Source organism: Pseudomonas sp. RA_105y_Pfl2_P56 (assembly GCF_963970845.1).
Lineage (GTDB): Bacteria > Pseudomonadota > Gammaproteobacteria > Pseudomonadales > Pseudomonadaceae > Aquipseudomonas > Aquipseudomonas baetica_A.
The window spans coordinates 147,957-162,513 of the sequence record NZ_CAXAPL010000003.1 but is presented as its reverse complement, the minus strand read 5'-3'; the positions used below and the strand labels follow the sequence as shown (position 1 = coordinate 162,513).

18 protein-coding genes are annotated in these 14,557 nt (G+C 54.4%); 10 read left to right on the top strand and 8 right to left on the bottom strand.

Annotated elements, in window-relative coordinates; genetic code table 11:
- Positions 1-92: 92 nt before the first annotated feature.
- On the bottom strand, positions 93-1,355 hold the full coding sequence (locus AACY11_RS03675) for an MFS transporter (RefSeq protein WP_339493889.1): 1,263 nt from the start codon (positions 1,353-1,355) through the stop codon (positions 93-95).
- Positions 1,356-1,506: 151 nt separating this feature from the next.
- Between AACY11_RS03675 and AACY11_RS03670 the strand changes: the two genes are divergently transcribed.
- The gene (locus tag AACY11_RS03670; protein WP_339493887.1) at positions 1,507-1,962 is read left to right on the top strand and encodes a winged helix-turn-helix transcriptional regulator; all 456 of its coding nucleotides are present in this window, start codon (positions 1,507-1,509) and stop codon (positions 1,960-1,962) included.
- Between the two features lie 162 nt (positions 1,963-2,124).
- Here the strand turns inward: AACY11_RS03670 and AACY11_RS03665 are convergent, their stop codons facing one another.
- The 4 genes from AACY11_RS03665 to AACY11_RS03650 all read right to left on the bottom strand — a co-directional run bounded on the left by AACY11_RS03665 (position 2,125) and on the right by AACY11_RS03650 (position 4,913).
- Entirely contained in the window at positions 2,125-2,691 is a 567-nt protein-coding gene (locus tag AACY11_RS03665) for a hypothetical protein (protein ID WP_339493885.1), read from the bottom strand.
- Positions 2,692-2,723: 32 nt separating this feature from the next.
- Complete coding sequence (locus tag AACY11_RS03660; protein ID WP_339493884.1) at positions 2,724-3,023, bottom strand: hypothetical protein; 300 nt, start codon at positions 3,021-3,023, stop codon at positions 2,724-2,726.
- Between the two features lie 60 nt (positions 3,024-3,083).
- On the bottom strand, positions 3,084-4,163 hold the full coding sequence (locus AACY11_RS03655) for an endonuclease/exonuclease/phosphatase family protein (protein WP_339493882.1): 1,080 nt from the start codon (positions 4,161-4,163) through the stop codon (positions 3,084-3,086).
- A gap of 75 nt (positions 4,164-4,238) precedes the next feature.
- On the bottom strand, positions 4,239-4,913 hold the full coding sequence (locus tag AACY11_RS03650; protein WP_339493881.1) for a YciC family protein: 675 nt from the start codon (positions 4,911-4,913) through the stop codon (positions 4,239-4,241).
- A gap of 179 nt (positions 4,914-5,092) precedes the next feature.
- On the opposite strand from AACY11_RS03650, the gene AACY11_RS03645 reads away from it, so the two are divergent.
- The 3 genes from AACY11_RS03645 to AACY11_RS03635 all read left to right on the top strand — a co-directional run bounded on the left by AACY11_RS03645 (position 5,093) and on the right by AACY11_RS03635 (position 7,115).
- Positions 5,093-5,851: a DUF2076 domain-containing protein gene (locus AACY11_RS03645; protein ID WP_339431421.1), complete on the top strand. Its 759-nt coding sequence runs from the start codon at positions 5,093-5,095 to the stop codon at positions 5,849-5,851.
- Between the two features lie 138 nt (positions 5,852-5,989).
- Positions 5,990-6,469 carry a LabA-like NYN domain-containing protein gene (locus AACY11_RS03640; RefSeq protein WP_007949802.1) on the top strand — a complete coding sequence of 160 codons (480 nt, stop codon included), beginning with the start codon at positions 5,990-5,992 and terminating at the stop codon, positions 6,467-6,469.
- 40 nt (positions 6,470-6,509) lie between these two features.
- Positions 6,510-7,115: a 3'-5' exonuclease gene (locus AACY11_RS03635; RefSeq protein ID WP_339431375.1), complete on the top strand. Its 606-nt coding sequence runs from the start codon at positions 6,510-6,512 to the stop codon at positions 7,113-7,115.
- A gap of 28 nt (positions 7,116-7,143) precedes the next feature.
- On the opposite strand, the gene AACY11_RS03630 is transcribed toward AACY11_RS03635, so the two are convergent.
- The 3 genes from AACY11_RS03630 to AACY11_RS03620 are packed head-to-tail and all read right to left on the bottom strand — an operon-like array spanning position 7,144 to position 10,157.
- On the bottom strand, positions 7,144-8,175 hold the full coding sequence (locus AACY11_RS03630) for a nucleotidyltransferase family protein (RefSeq protein WP_339431376.1): 1,032 nt from the start codon (positions 8,173-8,175) through the stop codon (positions 7,144-7,146).
- 4 nt (positions 8,176-8,179) lie between these two features.
- Positions 8,180-8,965: a CAP domain-containing protein gene (locus AACY11_RS03625; protein WP_339431377.1), complete on the bottom strand. Its 786-nt coding sequence runs from the start codon at positions 8,963-8,965 to the stop codon at positions 8,180-8,182.
- Positions 8,955-10,157 (bottom strand): MFS transporter, encoded by a 1,203-nt coding sequence (locus AACY11_RS03620; RefSeq protein WP_273897722.1) that lies wholly within the window; start codon positions 10,155-10,157, stop codon positions 8,955-8,957. The genes AACY11_RS03625 and AACY11_RS03620 overlap by 11 nt, the downstream gene beginning before the upstream one ends.
- 287 nt (positions 10,158-10,444) lie before the next feature.
- On the opposite strand from AACY11_RS03620, the gene AACY11_RS03615 reads away from it, so the two are divergent.
- The 6 genes from AACY11_RS03615 to AACY11_RS03590 all read left to right on the top strand — a co-directional run bounded on the left by AACY11_RS03615 (position 10,445) and on the right by AACY11_RS03590 (position 14,549).
- Positions 10,445-10,618, top strand: coding sequence for a hypothetical protein (locus AACY11_RS03615; protein WP_273897723.1), 174 nt, complete (start codon positions 10,445-10,447; stop codon positions 10,616-10,618).
- A 357-nt stretch (positions 10,619-10,975) separates the two neighbouring features.
- Positions 10,976-11,260 (top strand): hypothetical protein, encoded by a 285-nt coding sequence (locus AACY11_RS03610; protein WP_339431378.1) that lies wholly within the window; start codon positions 10,976-10,978, stop codon positions 11,258-11,260.
- Between the two features lie 72 nt (positions 11,261-11,332).
- Positions 11,333-12,043 carry a hypothetical protein gene (locus AACY11_RS03605; RefSeq protein WP_339431379.1) on the top strand — a complete coding sequence of 237 codons (711 nt, stop codon included), beginning with the start codon at positions 11,333-11,335 and terminating at the stop codon, positions 12,041-12,043.
- Positions 12,044-12,080: 37 nt separating this feature from the next.
- Entirely contained in the window at positions 12,081-12,917 is an 837-nt protein-coding gene (locus AACY11_RS03600; protein WP_339493880.1) for a hypothetical protein, read from the top strand.
- Positions 12,901-13,692, top strand: a complete 792-nt coding sequence (locus AACY11_RS03595) for a class I SAM-dependent methyltransferase (protein ID WP_339431380.1) — start codon at positions 12,901-12,903, stop codon at positions 13,690-13,692. Before AACY11_RS03600 ends, AACY11_RS03595 begins: the two co-directional genes overlap by 17 nt.
- Entirely contained in the window at positions 13,689-14,549 is an 861-nt protein-coding gene (locus AACY11_RS03590) for a putative PEP-binding protein (protein ID WP_339431381.1), read from the top strand. Before AACY11_RS03595 ends, AACY11_RS03590 begins: the two co-directional genes overlap by 4 nt.
- Positions 14,550-14,557: the final 8 nt, after the last annotated feature.

The window sequence follows — 14,557 nt, the reverse complement described above, 5'->3', positions numbered from 1 at the left end:
GCCTCATGTCATTATTTAAATTCGTGTGGCAGGCACACAGTTTCACGCCAAAGCCATATGGCCATGGAAGGAAGTTTCGGGGAGTCAGGAAGTTATCGGGACGTCAGCTCCAGATATAACCAGTACAACAGCGCTATTGCACTGAAGGCAGCACCCAACAGGCAAACAGCGACCCAGCCAAAGTGGGCATAAGTGTAAGTAGCCGCAATAGCGCCCACACCGCTGCCCACGGAGTAGAAACACATATACGCGCCCACCAGTCGGCTTTGTGCGTCAGGGCGCGCGGCAAAGATCAGGCTTTGGTTGGTCACGTGCACCGCTTGCACGGCAAAGTCCAGCAGTACCACGCCTACGACCATGGCCAGCAATGAGCTTTCAACAAACGCGGTGGGCAGCCAGGACAGGGTCAGCAGCGCCAGCGCAATGCCGGTCGTGCGATTGCCCAAGCCTTGGTCGGCCAGTCGCCCGGCCCGTGCTGCGGCCAGCGCGCCGGCTACCCCGGCCAGACCGAACAAGCCGATCTGGGTGTGCGACAGCGACAGTGGTGGTGCGCTTAGCGGCAGTACCATTGCCGTCCACAGTACGCTGAATGAGGCGAAGATCAGCAGGGCAAAGGTGCCCCTGACGCGCAGCGTCGGTTCGGTGAGATACAACTGGAAGACTGAGCGCAGCAACTGCAGGTAACTGCCTTTTGCGGGCGGCGTGGTCGACGCTGGCATGGTGCGGTACAGCACCAGAGCCATGCCGATCATCAAGGCTGCCGAAACGAAGTAGACTCCGCGCCATCCGGCCAGATCGGCCACCGCACCAGACACGAAGCGCGCAAGCAGAATGCCCAGCACCACGCCACTGGTCACCGTACCGATGGCCTCGCCGCGCTGCTCGGGGCTGGCCAGTGTCGCAGCGTAGGCAACCACCACTTGCACCACCACGGCCATCAGACCGACCAACACCATTGCGCCAAGCAACATGCCCCAATTCTGCGCCAGCCCTACCGCACACAAAGCTACGGCTGACAGCAGCATCTGTGTCAGGATCAGCCGCTTGCGATTGAGCAGATCGCCCAACGGGACGATGAACAACAGGCCCACTGCATAACCGGCCTGAGTCGCCGTGACCACGATGCCGATGGTGCCAGGCGATACCGACAGGCTGGCACCCATCGACTCGAGCAGCGGTTGTGCGAAGTAGACGTTAGCCACCGCCATGGCGCAGGTGATAGCGAAGAGAAATGTCTGGTAACGACTTAATCCGCTGGTGGCTGCACGTCCCAGAGGGGCTTGAGCGGTGCCGCCGCCGGCAGATTTTTCGGCTTCGACGTCCATTTTCGAAGGCTTTTGAAGGTTCAGCGTCATCATTCCATCCTTGGGAATAACTGGTTTCGAATAAAAACCGATGCGTTGATTTTTATCAAAACTGGTTTTAATCTACAACCAGTTTTACAAAATATTTTCTACTGACGTTAGAACTGTTCTAACGCGCTCTTTCTTTCAAAACTGGAGATTCATGGCCAGACAGATGCTACTGGCACAAAGCGAATGCCCCGTGGCCCGCACGCTAGAGGCTATCGGCGATCGTTGGGTGTTGATGATCATCCGTGACGCCTTCGATGATGTGCGTCGCTTCAGCGAGTTCCAGAAACGTCTGGGCCTGGCGAAAAACATCCTCACGGTGAAACTCAAGAAGTTGGTTGAACTGGGCGTTTTCGAGGTACAGCCGGCATCCGATGGCACCGCTTACAAGGAATACGTGCTGACCGAGATGGGGCGATCGGTGTTTCCGATCGTGATCAGCATGCGCCAGTGGGGCGAGCGCTTCCTGTTCAGCAAGGGTGAGAGTTACTCAGTGTTGCTGGACAACGAACAGTCGGAGCCCGTCGAGACCATTGCGGTGCGTTCCAAAGCGGGCAAGGTGTTGGGTCCGGCGGATTGCCACCGGCGCGTGGTCAAGCGTCGCAGTTGACTGCCGCCATGGCGTGGGTTTTTCAGTCGCCGGCCTTGGCGGTCAGCAACTTGCGTCCCCCCCGCCGGATAGCTGCCTGGCACTGAACCGCAACATGCGCATAACTTTTGGAAGCAGGCTTGCTCCCACAAGTTATGCGTTACGGGCTGCCAGCGGTGCAATTTACTGAAGCGAGAAGACTGTTTTGACCCAACCCGGCAGCGTGTACTTTTCATAGATCCGCACAGGGACGTCCACATACGGATCGGTGATGAAACGCTCCGGAATGACCGGGCAAGCCTCATCAATGACCAAAATGTTCGCCGGATTGTAGAAGTCATAGGCAACAACGCTTTGGGTGGTCGTGATGACTTTTTTTCGCGAGGCCATGGCTTCGAAAAAACGGAAGCTCAAACCGGCCTGGCCGGGTTTGGAAATGTCCAGAATGATCCTCGAGCGTTTGACCAGTTCCCCCACGGATTCCAGCGACATCCTCCGCTCGAAGAAAGTGATGCCGGGATGGGCGCCCGGGATCGGTTTGCTCTGAACCAGAAACTTGTAATCGTTAACGCCGAGCCGATCAAATTCCCGCGCCAGGCATTCGAGCGCCGGCACCCGATCTTTTCCTGCCATCACTACAATTGCTGAGTATTCGACGGGTTCACCGTCCGCGACGTAGTCTTCGTAAATGAAGTTGTAGAGCTTTTTCAGACCGTGACTCGCGGCATTCTCCGGGTCGAATGAAAACACTTCGTCGTAATCGGCCAGCGACTGAAACTGTCTTAGAGGTAGGCGATCTTGCGGTCGGAAGCCTTTAGTCCGACTGCCAACTGGTTCGGGTCGATTTGCGCGGGGTTGATGATCAGGGCCACGTCAAACCGACCGAATGTACGAATGGCCTGTTTGATCTCCCGCAGCCGGGCCCAGTGTTTGAGTGAGCGGCGGAAGATCTTCGGGGCTCGATCAAACCTGTTGGACATCGACGACGTATCGATGAAGCACACGTCGTTATCGACCATCAAATGCTCAGCCAATTTGCGCGCATAGCCGCCGATGTCCTTGCATACCAGTAAGATTTTCATGCGTATTCCGTGTTGTAAATTCGGGGGCCGCTTTGTGTGTGGCGACGGGTTCTGCGTTTTCTACGGCGCAGCCGGCAGCAGGAACCGCGCAATCACCGGTAAATGATCGGAAATGCGCAGCGTGTCGTCCTGACGCACCTTCGCTTCCACCCGTTTGATCTTCGGGCTGTAGAACAGATAGTCGACCGTGCGATCCGGGCCGTTGAGGCCGGGGTCGTTGGGGTAGTGGGTCAGCCACTGTGCGCGGTCGATGCCGCTGGCTTCGCTGTTGGTCGGGATCATCGGGTACTTGTCCCACAGCAGATGCAGCTCGCTGTCGGCGGAGTAGGGCGTGCGCTGCTCGGCGGGCAAACGACGATATTGGCCCAGCGGCAACAGGTTGAAGTCGCCACCGATCAGCCACGGCAGGCCCTGACTTTCATACTTGTCGAGCACCTTGGCCACGGCCGTCACTTGCGCATGCAACGTGTCGTCCGGTCGGTGGGCGCGTTCCAGATGGGTATTGAATACGGTCAGTTGCCCGCCATCGCTGAGCGGCAGTTTGGTCGCGAGCAGGGCGTCTTTGGGCTGGAACTGGCGGCTGATGAAATTGCTTGGGGCCACCGGTAATTGCAGGCGTTCGGCATGTTCGATGCGATAGCGGCTCAGCGTCGCCAGTTGCCGGCCAACGCTGCCATAGATATGGGGCTCAGGGACAAAATCGGCTTTCCAGTCAAAAGCGCTGGCGCTGCACGGGTACAGATCGGCGACCCGCTCCTGCAACAACTTGAGTTGATCCTGATAGTCGCTGGCCTTGGCGCCGTCATCGAGTTCCTGCAACAGCACCAGATCGGGTTGTTCGTCGCGGATTACCCGCGCCACTTCATCGAGGCTGAAGGCCATGTCCTCCAGCGTCGGCGCTTCATCGTTACCCTGGGCCAGGTCATTCCAGAACACATAACGCTTGCCGGCCAGATACTGCACGTTCCAGGTCATGACTTTCAGCGCTTGCCCGGGCACCAGCATGGGCGGTGTGCCGGTGCAACTGACCGGCAGGATTTCGCGGGCGTCGGGGCGCCAGGTCAGGCCGAAAATCAGCGCGCCGATCAAGATGACGGCGAGCAGAGCGAGCAACAGGGTGTAGCGCAGTAGACGGGTCATGGCTCGGCTTATAGCGTTACAGATAGTGGCCTCGAGCATACCTGACGGCGGTCTCGAAGCCCAATTGCGGAGCGGTCAGACCGCGCCGTCACGTTTTTCCGGGAGTTGGCTGATCAACATGAACAGGCGGAACAGCACCACGCTGGTGAACAGTTGCAGGAAGCTGTGGCCGCTGTCGATCAGCACCGACACTATCGGGGTCTGCGGCTCGGGGTATACCGCCAGCGTCGCCCCCTTGAGCAACCACAAAGGCGTCATCACACACAGAATGCACAGCAGAATTCGCCAGAAATGCCCGCGGCTCAGCCGCAGGCTTTCCTTCATGGCGTGCAATGGATTAAGGCCGCGCAGCACCAACAGGTATTCGCCGAACGCCAGCATCACCATCAAAATCAGGCCCGGCAGGAAATACAGCGAAAGGCCCAGCAGAATCAGCAACGTGTTGAGCGCGGTGAGCAGGGCGAAACGCGGCCACAACCGCGCAGACATCGCCAGCAGATCAAGGGTGCGCGGGGCTTCTCCACGGGTGCGTGCGTCGAGAAACAGGATTAATGCGGCGGTGTACAACGGATAGACCAGCAAGCCGACGATCACACTGACGGATGAGAAACTGTCCGGGTCGCTGGCGTGATCCACCACTTGTTGCAGCAGCGCTTCGACGATCACCAGCGGCAGGCACAACTGCACGATGCTGGCCAAATGGCGTTTGAAAAAGAACAGAGAGTCGCGCAGCACTTCGAAGGCATTCATCAGTCGGTATCGCAGGTCGAAAACAGTGGCTCACTTTAACCGATGATGCGCCAGCCCACACAAACGTAAACATTCGGTAAAGGTCATTGAAAGGTTTTGTCGCAGCCTCCATTACGGACGAGCACCTTGTCCAAAAGTGGGCGAGGGCCATGTTATCCCCGGCAATCTACGAGGTCGCCATGAACAGCGAAGAGCAAACCCTGATCGATGGACTGTTTTCCCGGCTGCAACAGGCCGAAACGGAGGCAGCCCCGCGCGACGCCCAGGCCGAGACGCGGATCAAGGAACACCTGACGCGCCAGCCGGCGGCAGGTTATTTCATGACCCAGGCGATTCTGGTTCAAGAGGCGGCGCTCAAAAGCCTGGATGAGCAGAACAAGCAACTGACCCGGCAAGTCCAGCAGTTGCAGGCCGAACTGCAAGCGGCCAAAGCGCAGAGTGCAGCGCCGGCGCCGAGCAGTGGCGGCGGTTTCCTGTCGAGCATCTTTGGTGGCAGCCCGCGTCCGGCACCGACCCCGAGTGCTGCTCCGGCGTCCACGGGTGGCTGGCGCGAGCCTGCACCACAGCAGAACGTTGGTGCTCCACCTGCGCAACAGGGTTTTGCTGCGCCACCGCCCAATTATGCGCAACAAGCCGCACCGGCGGCCGGCAGCAGCTTTCTCGGCGGCGCCTTGAAAACCGCGGCCGGTGTAGCCGGTGGTGTGATGCTGGCGCAGGGAATCAGCAGCCTGTTCCACCACAATCAGCAGCCGCAAGAGATTGTTGAGGTGATCAAGGAAGAGCCGGCTCAAGTCGCCGACCAGAGCAACAACGGCTGGGGTGACGATCAGCGCATGGCCGGTAACGATTCCTACGGCAATGATCAGGGCGGATTTAACGACACCGACTACAGCGATGACAGTTCATCGTTCTTCGATGACGACGATTCCTTCGTCTGATTCACCATTCGTCCGGAGCCTGTGAGGGCTCCGGGGCGATTATTCGCGGAACGTTCCTGTTGGCTGGCATACTGAGCGCCTTTTTCGGGCCCAGCGCCTGATCCCGCTTCGTGCGCTTGCGCGCCCACAGGAACTCCGGTGAAAAAAATCGCAGTGTTCGCCGATGTGCAGAACCTCTACTACACCGTGCGTCAGGCTTATGGTTGCCACTTCAACTATGCGGCGCTGTGGGCGGACATCAGCAAGGATGGGCAGATCGTCGAGGCCTATGCCTACGCGATCGACCGTGGCGACAGCAAACAGCAGCAGTTCCAGCAGATCCTGCGCAACCTCGGCTTCACCGTGAAGCTCAAGCCCTACATCCAGCGCAGCGACGGCTCGGCCAAGGGCGACTGGGACGTGGGCATCACCCTCGACATCATGGACGCCGCCGACCACGTCGACGAAATCGTCCTGGCTTCCGGCGACGGTGACTTTGACATGCTGCTCGAACGCATCATCAGCAAGCACGGTGTACAGGCAGTCGCCTACGGCGTGCCCGGCCTGACCGCCAACTCGCTGATCCGCGCCGCCAGCCGTTATGTGCCGATCGAAGGCGCACTGCTGTTGAAAAACTGAGCGTTGCTCAAGAATTGATTTGAACGGAGTTGAACCCGGTTTGGAACGCATTGCAGTCATCGACTTTGAAACCACCGGCCTGTCGCCGAACAGCAGCTGTCGCGCCACGGAAATCGCCGTGGTCATGCTGGAAAACGGCCGTATCGTCGAGCGTTACCAGAGCCTGATGAACGCTGGCGTGCGCGTTCCTGCGTTTATCGAACAACTGACCGGCATCAGCAACGCCATGCTGCGCAGCGCACCCTCGGCGGAAAAGGTCATGGAAGAGGTCAACGAGTTCGTCGGCTGCACGCCGCTGGTGGCGCACAACGCCTCGTTCGACCAGAAGTTCTGGGACTTCGAACTGGGGCGAATCAAACGCACCCGATTGCAGAACTTCGCCTGTTCGCTGCTGCTGGCCCGGCGGTTGATGCCGGCGGCACCGAATCACAAACTCGGTACGCTCACCACTTTCGCCCGCCTGCCACACACCGGCCAGGCGCACAGGGCGATGGCGGATGCGGAGATGGCGGCGAATTTGCTGGCGCATCTGGCGGATGAGTTGCGGCAGAAGCATGGGGTGCGGGAGTTGAGCCATGATTTGTTGTGCAAATTGCAGAAAGTCCCCGCTGCGAAGGTTGGCGAAACCTTGAGTCGATATCGCTGACAGCCGACGGGATCGACCGGTTCAAGGATTATCTTGCGGTATTGAATTGTGGCGCGGACTCTGGAACGCAGAACAGTTTGTGGATCTGATAGCCGTAGTCGAACCGGCGCGAGGTTTCGTCGCGTAGGGACGTGACGACAGACTGCGGAAACACTTGGGCGTCACAGATCAGATTGATGCTGTCCATCGTATAAAAAAATGGTTTGTAGATTTGCAGTTCCCTGGCGATCGCCAGGAAATGCTCCCAGTCGATATCCACCTCCCCGGCCAGTTTAGCGATATCAAACAGGGGGGGGAGTTTGGTGGAAAGTTTCAACGCCACATCCAGGTAATACAGCAACGAGCTGTGCCACAGGGCATCGGCCGGTGTCAGGCAATGGAGATGGCTGTGCGCTATCTTCGAATGGCTGAAAAAGCGCTGACTGGGCATGCCGGCTACTAGGGAGTGGTGGAAGTTGATGGCCACGATGATCTTCGAATCATGCGGGGTAACGAACGTCGGATGGATATAGGCGTTGGTATTCAGTGTTCTGTGATCCAGAAGCGCCTGCCCGGGCGTAAACGGAAAGGCCTTTGCGACTTTAGCGATTTGCACGGTATCTCGGACGTAAGCCGTGGCGCGCTCGGACTCTGTCAGAGGGATCAACTGCCCGGTAAGCGTATCCATTTTACTTTCTTCATAGCCGAACTTTGCCAGGGCTGACTGCCAGGCTGGCCAGTCCTTTTTATTGATGTAGACGTCGATGTCGCCGCGTCGGCCCATGACATGGCCTTGATGGATGCCCAGAGTGTAATAGGCCCCCTTGGCCAAGAGCAGCGGCAGTCCTTCGTCGCCAGAGATGGTAGAGAGTAATTCAGTCGCCTGTTTCTGGTGGGTCCAGATGAGGTTCGCCAGCGCCGAAGAACTGGTGGGATTGCCCGTCATCAAGGCGTGCACGCCTTCTATGCGGGTGCGTTGAAAATAACTCTCGTCATGTTCAGCACAGGAATGTCTGAGGGGGGCACCTTGAACATAGGCGCGCAACAATTCCATTCCTGCCATATCGGCCTGTTGAACCATGGACTTACTCCCCTGTTGAACAAGTAATGTAGGTGACAAACACATGGGCAATGATTTGCGGTGATCCGCTTTCCCGGGAAACTGTCCAGCGCCAGACCTGAGCCAATCCACAGGCGTTGGTTTCTGTTACGCGAATGTTGTTGTAGTGATTACGGCTGCCCAGCCATTGCTCCAATATCTCGTGGGGGGCGGCCAGCCCTCTGGCGACACATTCACGAATGTGTTTTGCCTCGGGCAAAACTCGCAAAACCCTCTCGGCCGGGCTCGAGCCGTGCTCACCACGATGGGTCATCTCCAGTTGGTGGGCCATATAAAGGGTGTGGCGCAGAGCTTCTTGATCGAGTGCCGGAATCCGTTGCTGAGTCGATAGCCCGGATGCTGCCCGGTATTCATTGATCAAGTCGAAGAGGGCACTGGATCTGCAGGCGTCCGCCAGTGGCTCGACAGGCAATCCCAGTCCGATGACACTTACCTGAGACGATTTTTTTGCAGCCATTGCCATGCACTCAAGCTGGTAGGTGTCCAGCAGATGAATGTCATCGATCACGAATACTGTGTGCCGGTTTTGTACGTATTCTGCGGTATTCAAAAGTTGCTTGTGCATCTTGGCAAACGGCGTGTGGTGTGCCGCGAAACAGACCAGGTCGAAATGCGGATGCAAGGTAGCCCATTGCCGCGCTGCATGGATTGCCTGGGTCTTTCCGGTCATGGGGGCCGACCGGATCAGCAGGTTGGCTCTGAGGTTGTGTTCAAGGTGCCGTATCAGCATCGAATCCAGGCTACTGTCCATAAGCACTTTCCGATCTCCTCGCGTACATCAGCCTGATCGAGCCGACCAATGTCAAAAACATGATCAAGCCCGACACCAGGGGAATATGGCTTTTGTCGGGCACAAGTCCGCTGACAACAAACGGCCCGGCCGCTTGGGCAATCATGCTCAGGCTCAAGTAAGTTGAAAAAACAGGGCCACGAGCGCTGCGAGGAATGGACGTCAGGAACGATGCATAAAGGTTATTGGTTACGAAGGCAAACAGAAGGGAGTTGAGCGAAATCGATACCACAATGACGGCGATGCTTGAGCTCTGCATCATGACAAAGGTCATCAGAAGGAGGGCGATTGCAGCGACATTGAGCTGATTGAGATAAGGCTTGTAGCGTGCGTTGATCTTTGGCGATACCCAGAACAGAAATGCGACGCCCAAGAGTGCGCGTGCCGCCCCGAAGATGCCGAAATATTCATCTTTCCATCCGGACACGCCGGTTAACCATAATGGAAAAGTCCGGTAGAAACCTTCATTGCCGATGGTCAGAAGCATCAACATGAGGATTAGGCAAAAAGAGGTATCGCTGAAGAAAATCCGTTCGGACAGCCGCAATTTTCTCGAATTTGCCTCGCCGTTTTCCTTTGCATCTTCGGTAATCTGATGATGGTTGGCAGAAATGAAAGACATCAGAAAAAATAGCGAGACAAGACAGAACAAAGTCGAGAACGCAAAAATAACCCGGTAACCAAGAGGTTCTATCGGAAGCACCAGAATGATGACGGACCCCAATACTGGCGCAAGACACGCACCAAAAGACCGAGCAGCATTGTATTTGGACATTTCGATCGTAAGATCGAGGTGACGACTAACGCTGGTGATCAATAAATCAACTGTTCGGCCCAGGGAACTGCCAGCGCCCGTTAACAATCGACTTGTCGTGGTCAGAAATAGCGAAGGCGTCAACGTCAGAACCAAGTAACTCAGTGCGTGGAAGATCATCCCGGAACTGCATGTGTGTGCCGCCCCGAGTCTTTTAGTCAGTTGGCCCAGAAGATGGCCAACCGTTAATTGAACCGCAATGGGCAGTGCCAGTAGTAGTGATATTAGCAAGCTGTTTGAAGTGACATGGGATAAGTAAAGTACGAAGTAAGCGCCGATGATCTGTCCGCTGGCACGGGAGAAAAAAGCATAGGTGTACAGCTGGTGTTTTTTATCCATAAAGTGCTTGGTTCATCCCTGTAAGAAAATGTACTCGACACTGCCTCAATAAATAAAAATAGGTAAGATCCAAAAAGGCGTCAAGCCGGGTGGTGAATTGACATTGAAGTGATGCGCGCCTGGCGAGTTACCATGGATAATAGCGAGCCTATAAGGCTACATTCTTTTTGAGGCATAAGAAGATGTCTCATTAGAATCATATGGTATTTGCAGAATCTCATAACTCATCAACAGTTAAGGAGCCGCTCGGCTGAGCGGTGTAAATGATCATTGTCATGGAGAACACTATGAGTAAAGAACTTGAAAAAGGATGTGATGAGGTCGAAAACGAGATCCAGGCAGACGAAGTTCAAACTCCGTTTGGTCTGACGGAATGTATTGTCAGTCTCAACATTCCTTCGGATGTCGCCGATCAACGCTATGTTGCTATCGGCGGAGGGTGTGTCGGTTGTCATAGCTGAAATCTCTGATGGTGAAACCCGTTCGTCTTTTATTGGTAGTCGATGAAGGTGCGAGCGGGTTGTACCAGTCTTAACAAAATGGTCACGGGAGTGCACAGGTAGAGTATCCGGATGGTTACTTGATTTGCAGTTTGCACTCGCAGGTTTTCGACGCGAACAGGTATGTGTGTCGCAGAACCATAGACTATAAAATTGCTTGGATCCAATTTTTTTACATTTTTTTTGCCAACCAAATTGATTTCAGTGTTATTTAATTTTTAGGTTTTAGATGATGGCGTTTTGGAAAAAACCGTAAAAAATATGGATTTGCATAGTTGCCGAAAGCTTGCGAAGAGTTGGTTTTTGCCAGGCGGCTGATTGCTGCTCGTTGACACGGCGGAGCAAGTGTTTACTTTTAGACCGGCAACAACAGTCACAAAAAAAGAAACTCACCTCACATTCATCAGGAATAAAATCATGACTGAGAATACAGCCGCTAAAGGTCTTGTCAGTGCTCAAGTTGAGGCTCAGGAACTCGTTCAGGGCGTTGAAACTCCTTTTGGAGAAAATATCGTCACCCACCTCGTTGTGCCATCGGATGTTGCGGATAAGCGTTATGTTTCCGTAGGCGGTGGTGGCGCTTGGCACGAGAAGGTCAAGTAAGTACCGGTGCGCCTCCTTTCCCCATGGAGGGGAGGTGCATTACTTGCCTCAAAAGGGATTTATGGAGGTTAGATGTCAAATTTTGATCTTTGCAGGATTTACCCTGACGCTCCGGATCCTGTCAAAGCCGGCTTTGCCGAACATGCATTAAGTGCGCGTGCGTTGCGCTATTGTCGCCCTGTAAAAATGGCCTCCAAAATCGGTTGGTTGTTTTATGCGCCCATAGACTTCGCTGTCGTCCTCAAAGAGGACCGAATTCTCTGGAGCTATGGAGCATTTACCGAATGGTATGTTTTGGAAAGTGCCCAACTTCCAGGGATGGCCGGTCTTGTAGACTCCCGGCTTGGTGCCCATCAGGGCGCGTCGCCTCCTTTTTTGACCGCATTGCCGGAAGAACGCTGTATTCAGATCTGGCTCGGTTATTCAGTACGCAGCTCGCAACATATTGCCTTGCAAGTAAGAGGGCCGATCAATCACCCGCAGCGCAGTGCCTATGAAGTGATTGAAGGCGTCATTGAAAGTGAACGATGGCATGGCCCGCTTATTACCGTAATAAAACTGCGTAAAGAAAATGAGCCCGTCATTTTTCGCACGAGTACACCATTGATTCAATGTGTGCCGGTCGACGCGCGATTGTATGAAGCCTCTGCTTGCCAGTCGAATGTCATCAATGCTTTCGAGTCGTTTTCCGAAGTCGATTGGGGTGGTTTTTTTGGCACGCTGCATCGGGTCGGAGACGAGCCATTAAAAAATATCGCCAAACAACGAATAAAACAAAACTGACCACGGACTTGGGCAAGCCCAGAGAGGGGAACTCGATATGATCAATGGGGTTTTCAATAAACCAAAAATAAAACGAGCCATTGAGCAACTGAGCAAAGTGCTCGCATTGGCGCCTGATGACATTGGCTATGCCAGCGGTTCTCTATTCGATGGACTGGGCGACGAAGATTCCGATTTTGATATCTATGTGTTGACCACTGCAGATTCCCTGCAGCGACGCGCTGCGGATTTTGACAGCGAAAGAAAAAACGATCAGCACAATTATAAGTTTGGAATTCAGTACATCGAAGTCGAGGGTGTGTCATTCGATGTCGAGTTTCATGCCAAGGAAAACTTGCTGAAGTTGTTTGATTCACTGGACCGCCTCAAACCGATCAGTCGTCAGTCCCTGCATGAAAACTATCGGTCGTTGGGTGACGTCCCCAGGGACAAGGCTGTCGAAATCCTGCATCGCTTCAGAATCGGTAAACCGTTCTTCAATGAATCGGGATTCGCTTCAGTGAAAGCTCGATTTGACGAGGACGCGTTCTTCTCATGGAATGCGCTGTTTCATCTGATGGAGAGCGAGGATTTTGTCAAAGGAACCAAAAGAAGCCTGAAGGCTGAAGATCCCGAAAGCGCTTATTTAAAGCTGTGTTATTTCCTCAACAGCTTGGCTGATGCACAGGTTTTTTTAGGCAGGGCCAGTTGTGACCGGTGGAAATGGCGACTGCCAAAACTTAGGACGATGAACGTTCCCCAGTTCCTGGCTTTTTATTTGTCTGTCCAGATTCCTCAAGATGTTTCGGCAGAAAATCTGAAAGTGTTCGTGGAAAAAAAGCTGCTGCAGGGAGTTTCCGTCGCCAAGGACATGAACGGTGAATTCAATGGATAGTTGCGTGAGGGAGCGCGTCTTTTCCAGCCTGGAGACGCAAATCAGCCAGCAGTTTTTTCCGATATTGAAAACCATGGGGGCATCCGATTCTGTTCTCAAAAGAATCGAGCGTGGCTTTCTTGACTGTTATGAGCACTCGTCACATCTGGCGTTGTCACACTTGCGCCATGAACTTACTCGGACGGGGTTGCGCGATACCTGGAATCGGGTTCTCGATCACGCCCGCTCTGCTTATCTCGCCGAATTGATTGCGCCTCACGTGGAAGGGGTGACGATGGATCTGCTCTGCGGTGATGGTGCACTGGCTATCGAACTGGAGAAAATGACCGGGCAGCCGGTGCATTTGGTCGAGCGACCAAAAGATGTTCTTAACACTTGGCGACCCTGGATTGACAGAATTCGCCCATTTGAATCGATTGACGTGAGTTTCGAAGGCATTGAAGCCGATACTGTTGTGCTGTCCACCGTTCTGCATCATGAACAGTTCCCGCGAGACTTGATTCGCACGGCTGTTCAGAAGACCAAAAAAAGACTGGTTGTCATTGAAAACTGTATCGATGATGTATTCGACGCCGAATATCAGGTGTTCGTCGACCTTTTTTTTAACACTTGCCTGAATGAAACAAAACTCGATTCGCCCGGGGCTCATTTGCGGGAAGATGAATGGATCGCAATTCTTTATGAGTTCGGGTTCCGTCAGGTCGATGTCGTCGAGCGAACTACTCAAGTTCCAGGCATTCCCCTTTCCCATACTGTCATGGTCGCGAGTAAATGACGGCGCGCTATCTGGGGTTGAACGGCGAGCCGGTTACCCCGCAGGTGATTTCGCATGTGGCAGGTGTCGGCCTGATTCGGGGGGAATACCTGTGTCGATTGTTCGGTAATTACATTACCAGCGAACAAGTGCGAGACGGTATTCGGCACTACATTGGAAAACTTGGTGAATGTACACGAAACAAAGATATCTGGTACCGGCTCGTCGAGATGGAAAGCAGTGAAGTAAACACCTTTGAAGGGTGCGATGTGCCGTTGTATGAAAAGAGCCCAATGATGGGCTTGCGTGGAGCAGCCAGGGCCTTGCAGATACCCGCCACCTTCGATCTGGAGGTCAGCATGCTGGTCGAATGTGCAAAGGCAAATCGTAATTTGCATGTGATCATTCCTTATGTCACCTCGGTCGCCCAGTTCGAAAGGCTTGCCGCACGTATGCGAGCGCTTGGATTCTCTAACAAGATCGGGGCCATGATCGAGACGCCGGCAATGGCGCTGGATCTGGCGCAGTTCAATTCCGCAGAACTCTTTGTCGTGGGCTTGAATGATCTACGCAGCCTTTGCCTGGGTATAGCCAGGGACAGATTGACGGCTGATGTAATCCCTGGCGCGGTTATGACGCTGTTGAAGCATTGCGTGGAAATAGCCGCGGAAAAAAATATTCCTTTACATATCGCCGGTTATATCGGGCCCGATAGTTTCAAGCAGTTGGATATGGCGGGCGTAGATGCGGTGGTTGTGCATTACAGTCACTTGAAAACCGTGTTTCCCGATGATTTTTGTTCGCTAGATGGTGAGCTGGACTATAAAAAAATCAAGAATGAGGTTCGTGCCCGAGTGGGTGACCCAGCCATTCGTTAATTTATTAC

Bases quoted from the DNA above. Each gene is read 5' to 3' on its own strand.
- AACY11_RS03630 (WP_339431376.1), bottom strand. From the start codon at position 8,175: ATGGTTCAACAGGCCGATATGGCAGGAATGGAATTGTTGCGCGCCTAT.
- AACY11_RS03600 (WP_339493880.1), top strand. From the start codon at position 12,081: ATGATCAATGGGGTTTTCAATAAACCAAAAATAAAACGAGCCATTGAG.
- AACY11_RS03615 (WP_273897723.1), top strand. From the start codon at position 10,445: ATGAGTAAAGAACTTGAAAAAGGATGTGATGAGGTCGAAAACGAGATC.
- AACY11_RS03670 (WP_339493887.1), top strand. From the start codon at position 1,507: ATGGCCAGACAGATGCTACTGGCACAAAGCGAATGCCCCGTGGCCCGC.
- AACY11_RS03605 (WP_339431379.1), top strand. From the start codon at position 11,333: ATGTCAAATTTTGATCTTTGCAGGATTTACCCTGACGCTCCGGATCCT.
- AACY11_RS03650 (WP_339493881.1), bottom strand. From the start codon at position 4,913: ATGAATGCCTTCGAAGTGCTGCGCGACTCTCTGTTCTTTTTCAAACGC.
- AACY11_RS03645 (WP_339431421.1), top strand. From the start codon at position 5,093: ATGAACAGCGAAGAGCAAACCCTGATCGATGGACTGTTTTCCCGGCTG.
- AACY11_RS03590 (WP_339431381.1), top strand. From the start codon at position 13,689: ATGACGGCGCGCTATCTGGGGTTGAACGGCGAGCCGGTTACCCCGCAG.
- AACY11_RS03625 (WP_339431377.1), bottom strand. From the start codon at position 8,965: ATGGACAGTAGCCTGGATTCGATGCTGATACGGCACCTTGAACACAAC.
- AACY11_RS03620 (WP_273897722.1), bottom strand. From the start codon at position 10,157: ATGGATAAAAAACACCAGCTGTACACCTATGCTTTTTTCTCCCGTGCC.
- AACY11_RS03655 (WP_339493882.1), bottom strand. From the start codon at position 4,163: ATGACCCGTCTACTGCGCTACACCCTGTTGCTCGCTCTGCTCGCCGTC.
- AACY11_RS03660 (WP_339493884.1), bottom strand. From the start codon at position 3,023: ATGAAAATCTTACTGGTATGCAAGGACATCGGCGGCTATGCGCGCAAA.
- AACY11_RS03675 (WP_339493889.1), bottom strand. From the start codon at position 1,355: ATGACGCTGAACCTTCAAAAGCCTTCGAAAATGGACGTCGAAGCCGAA.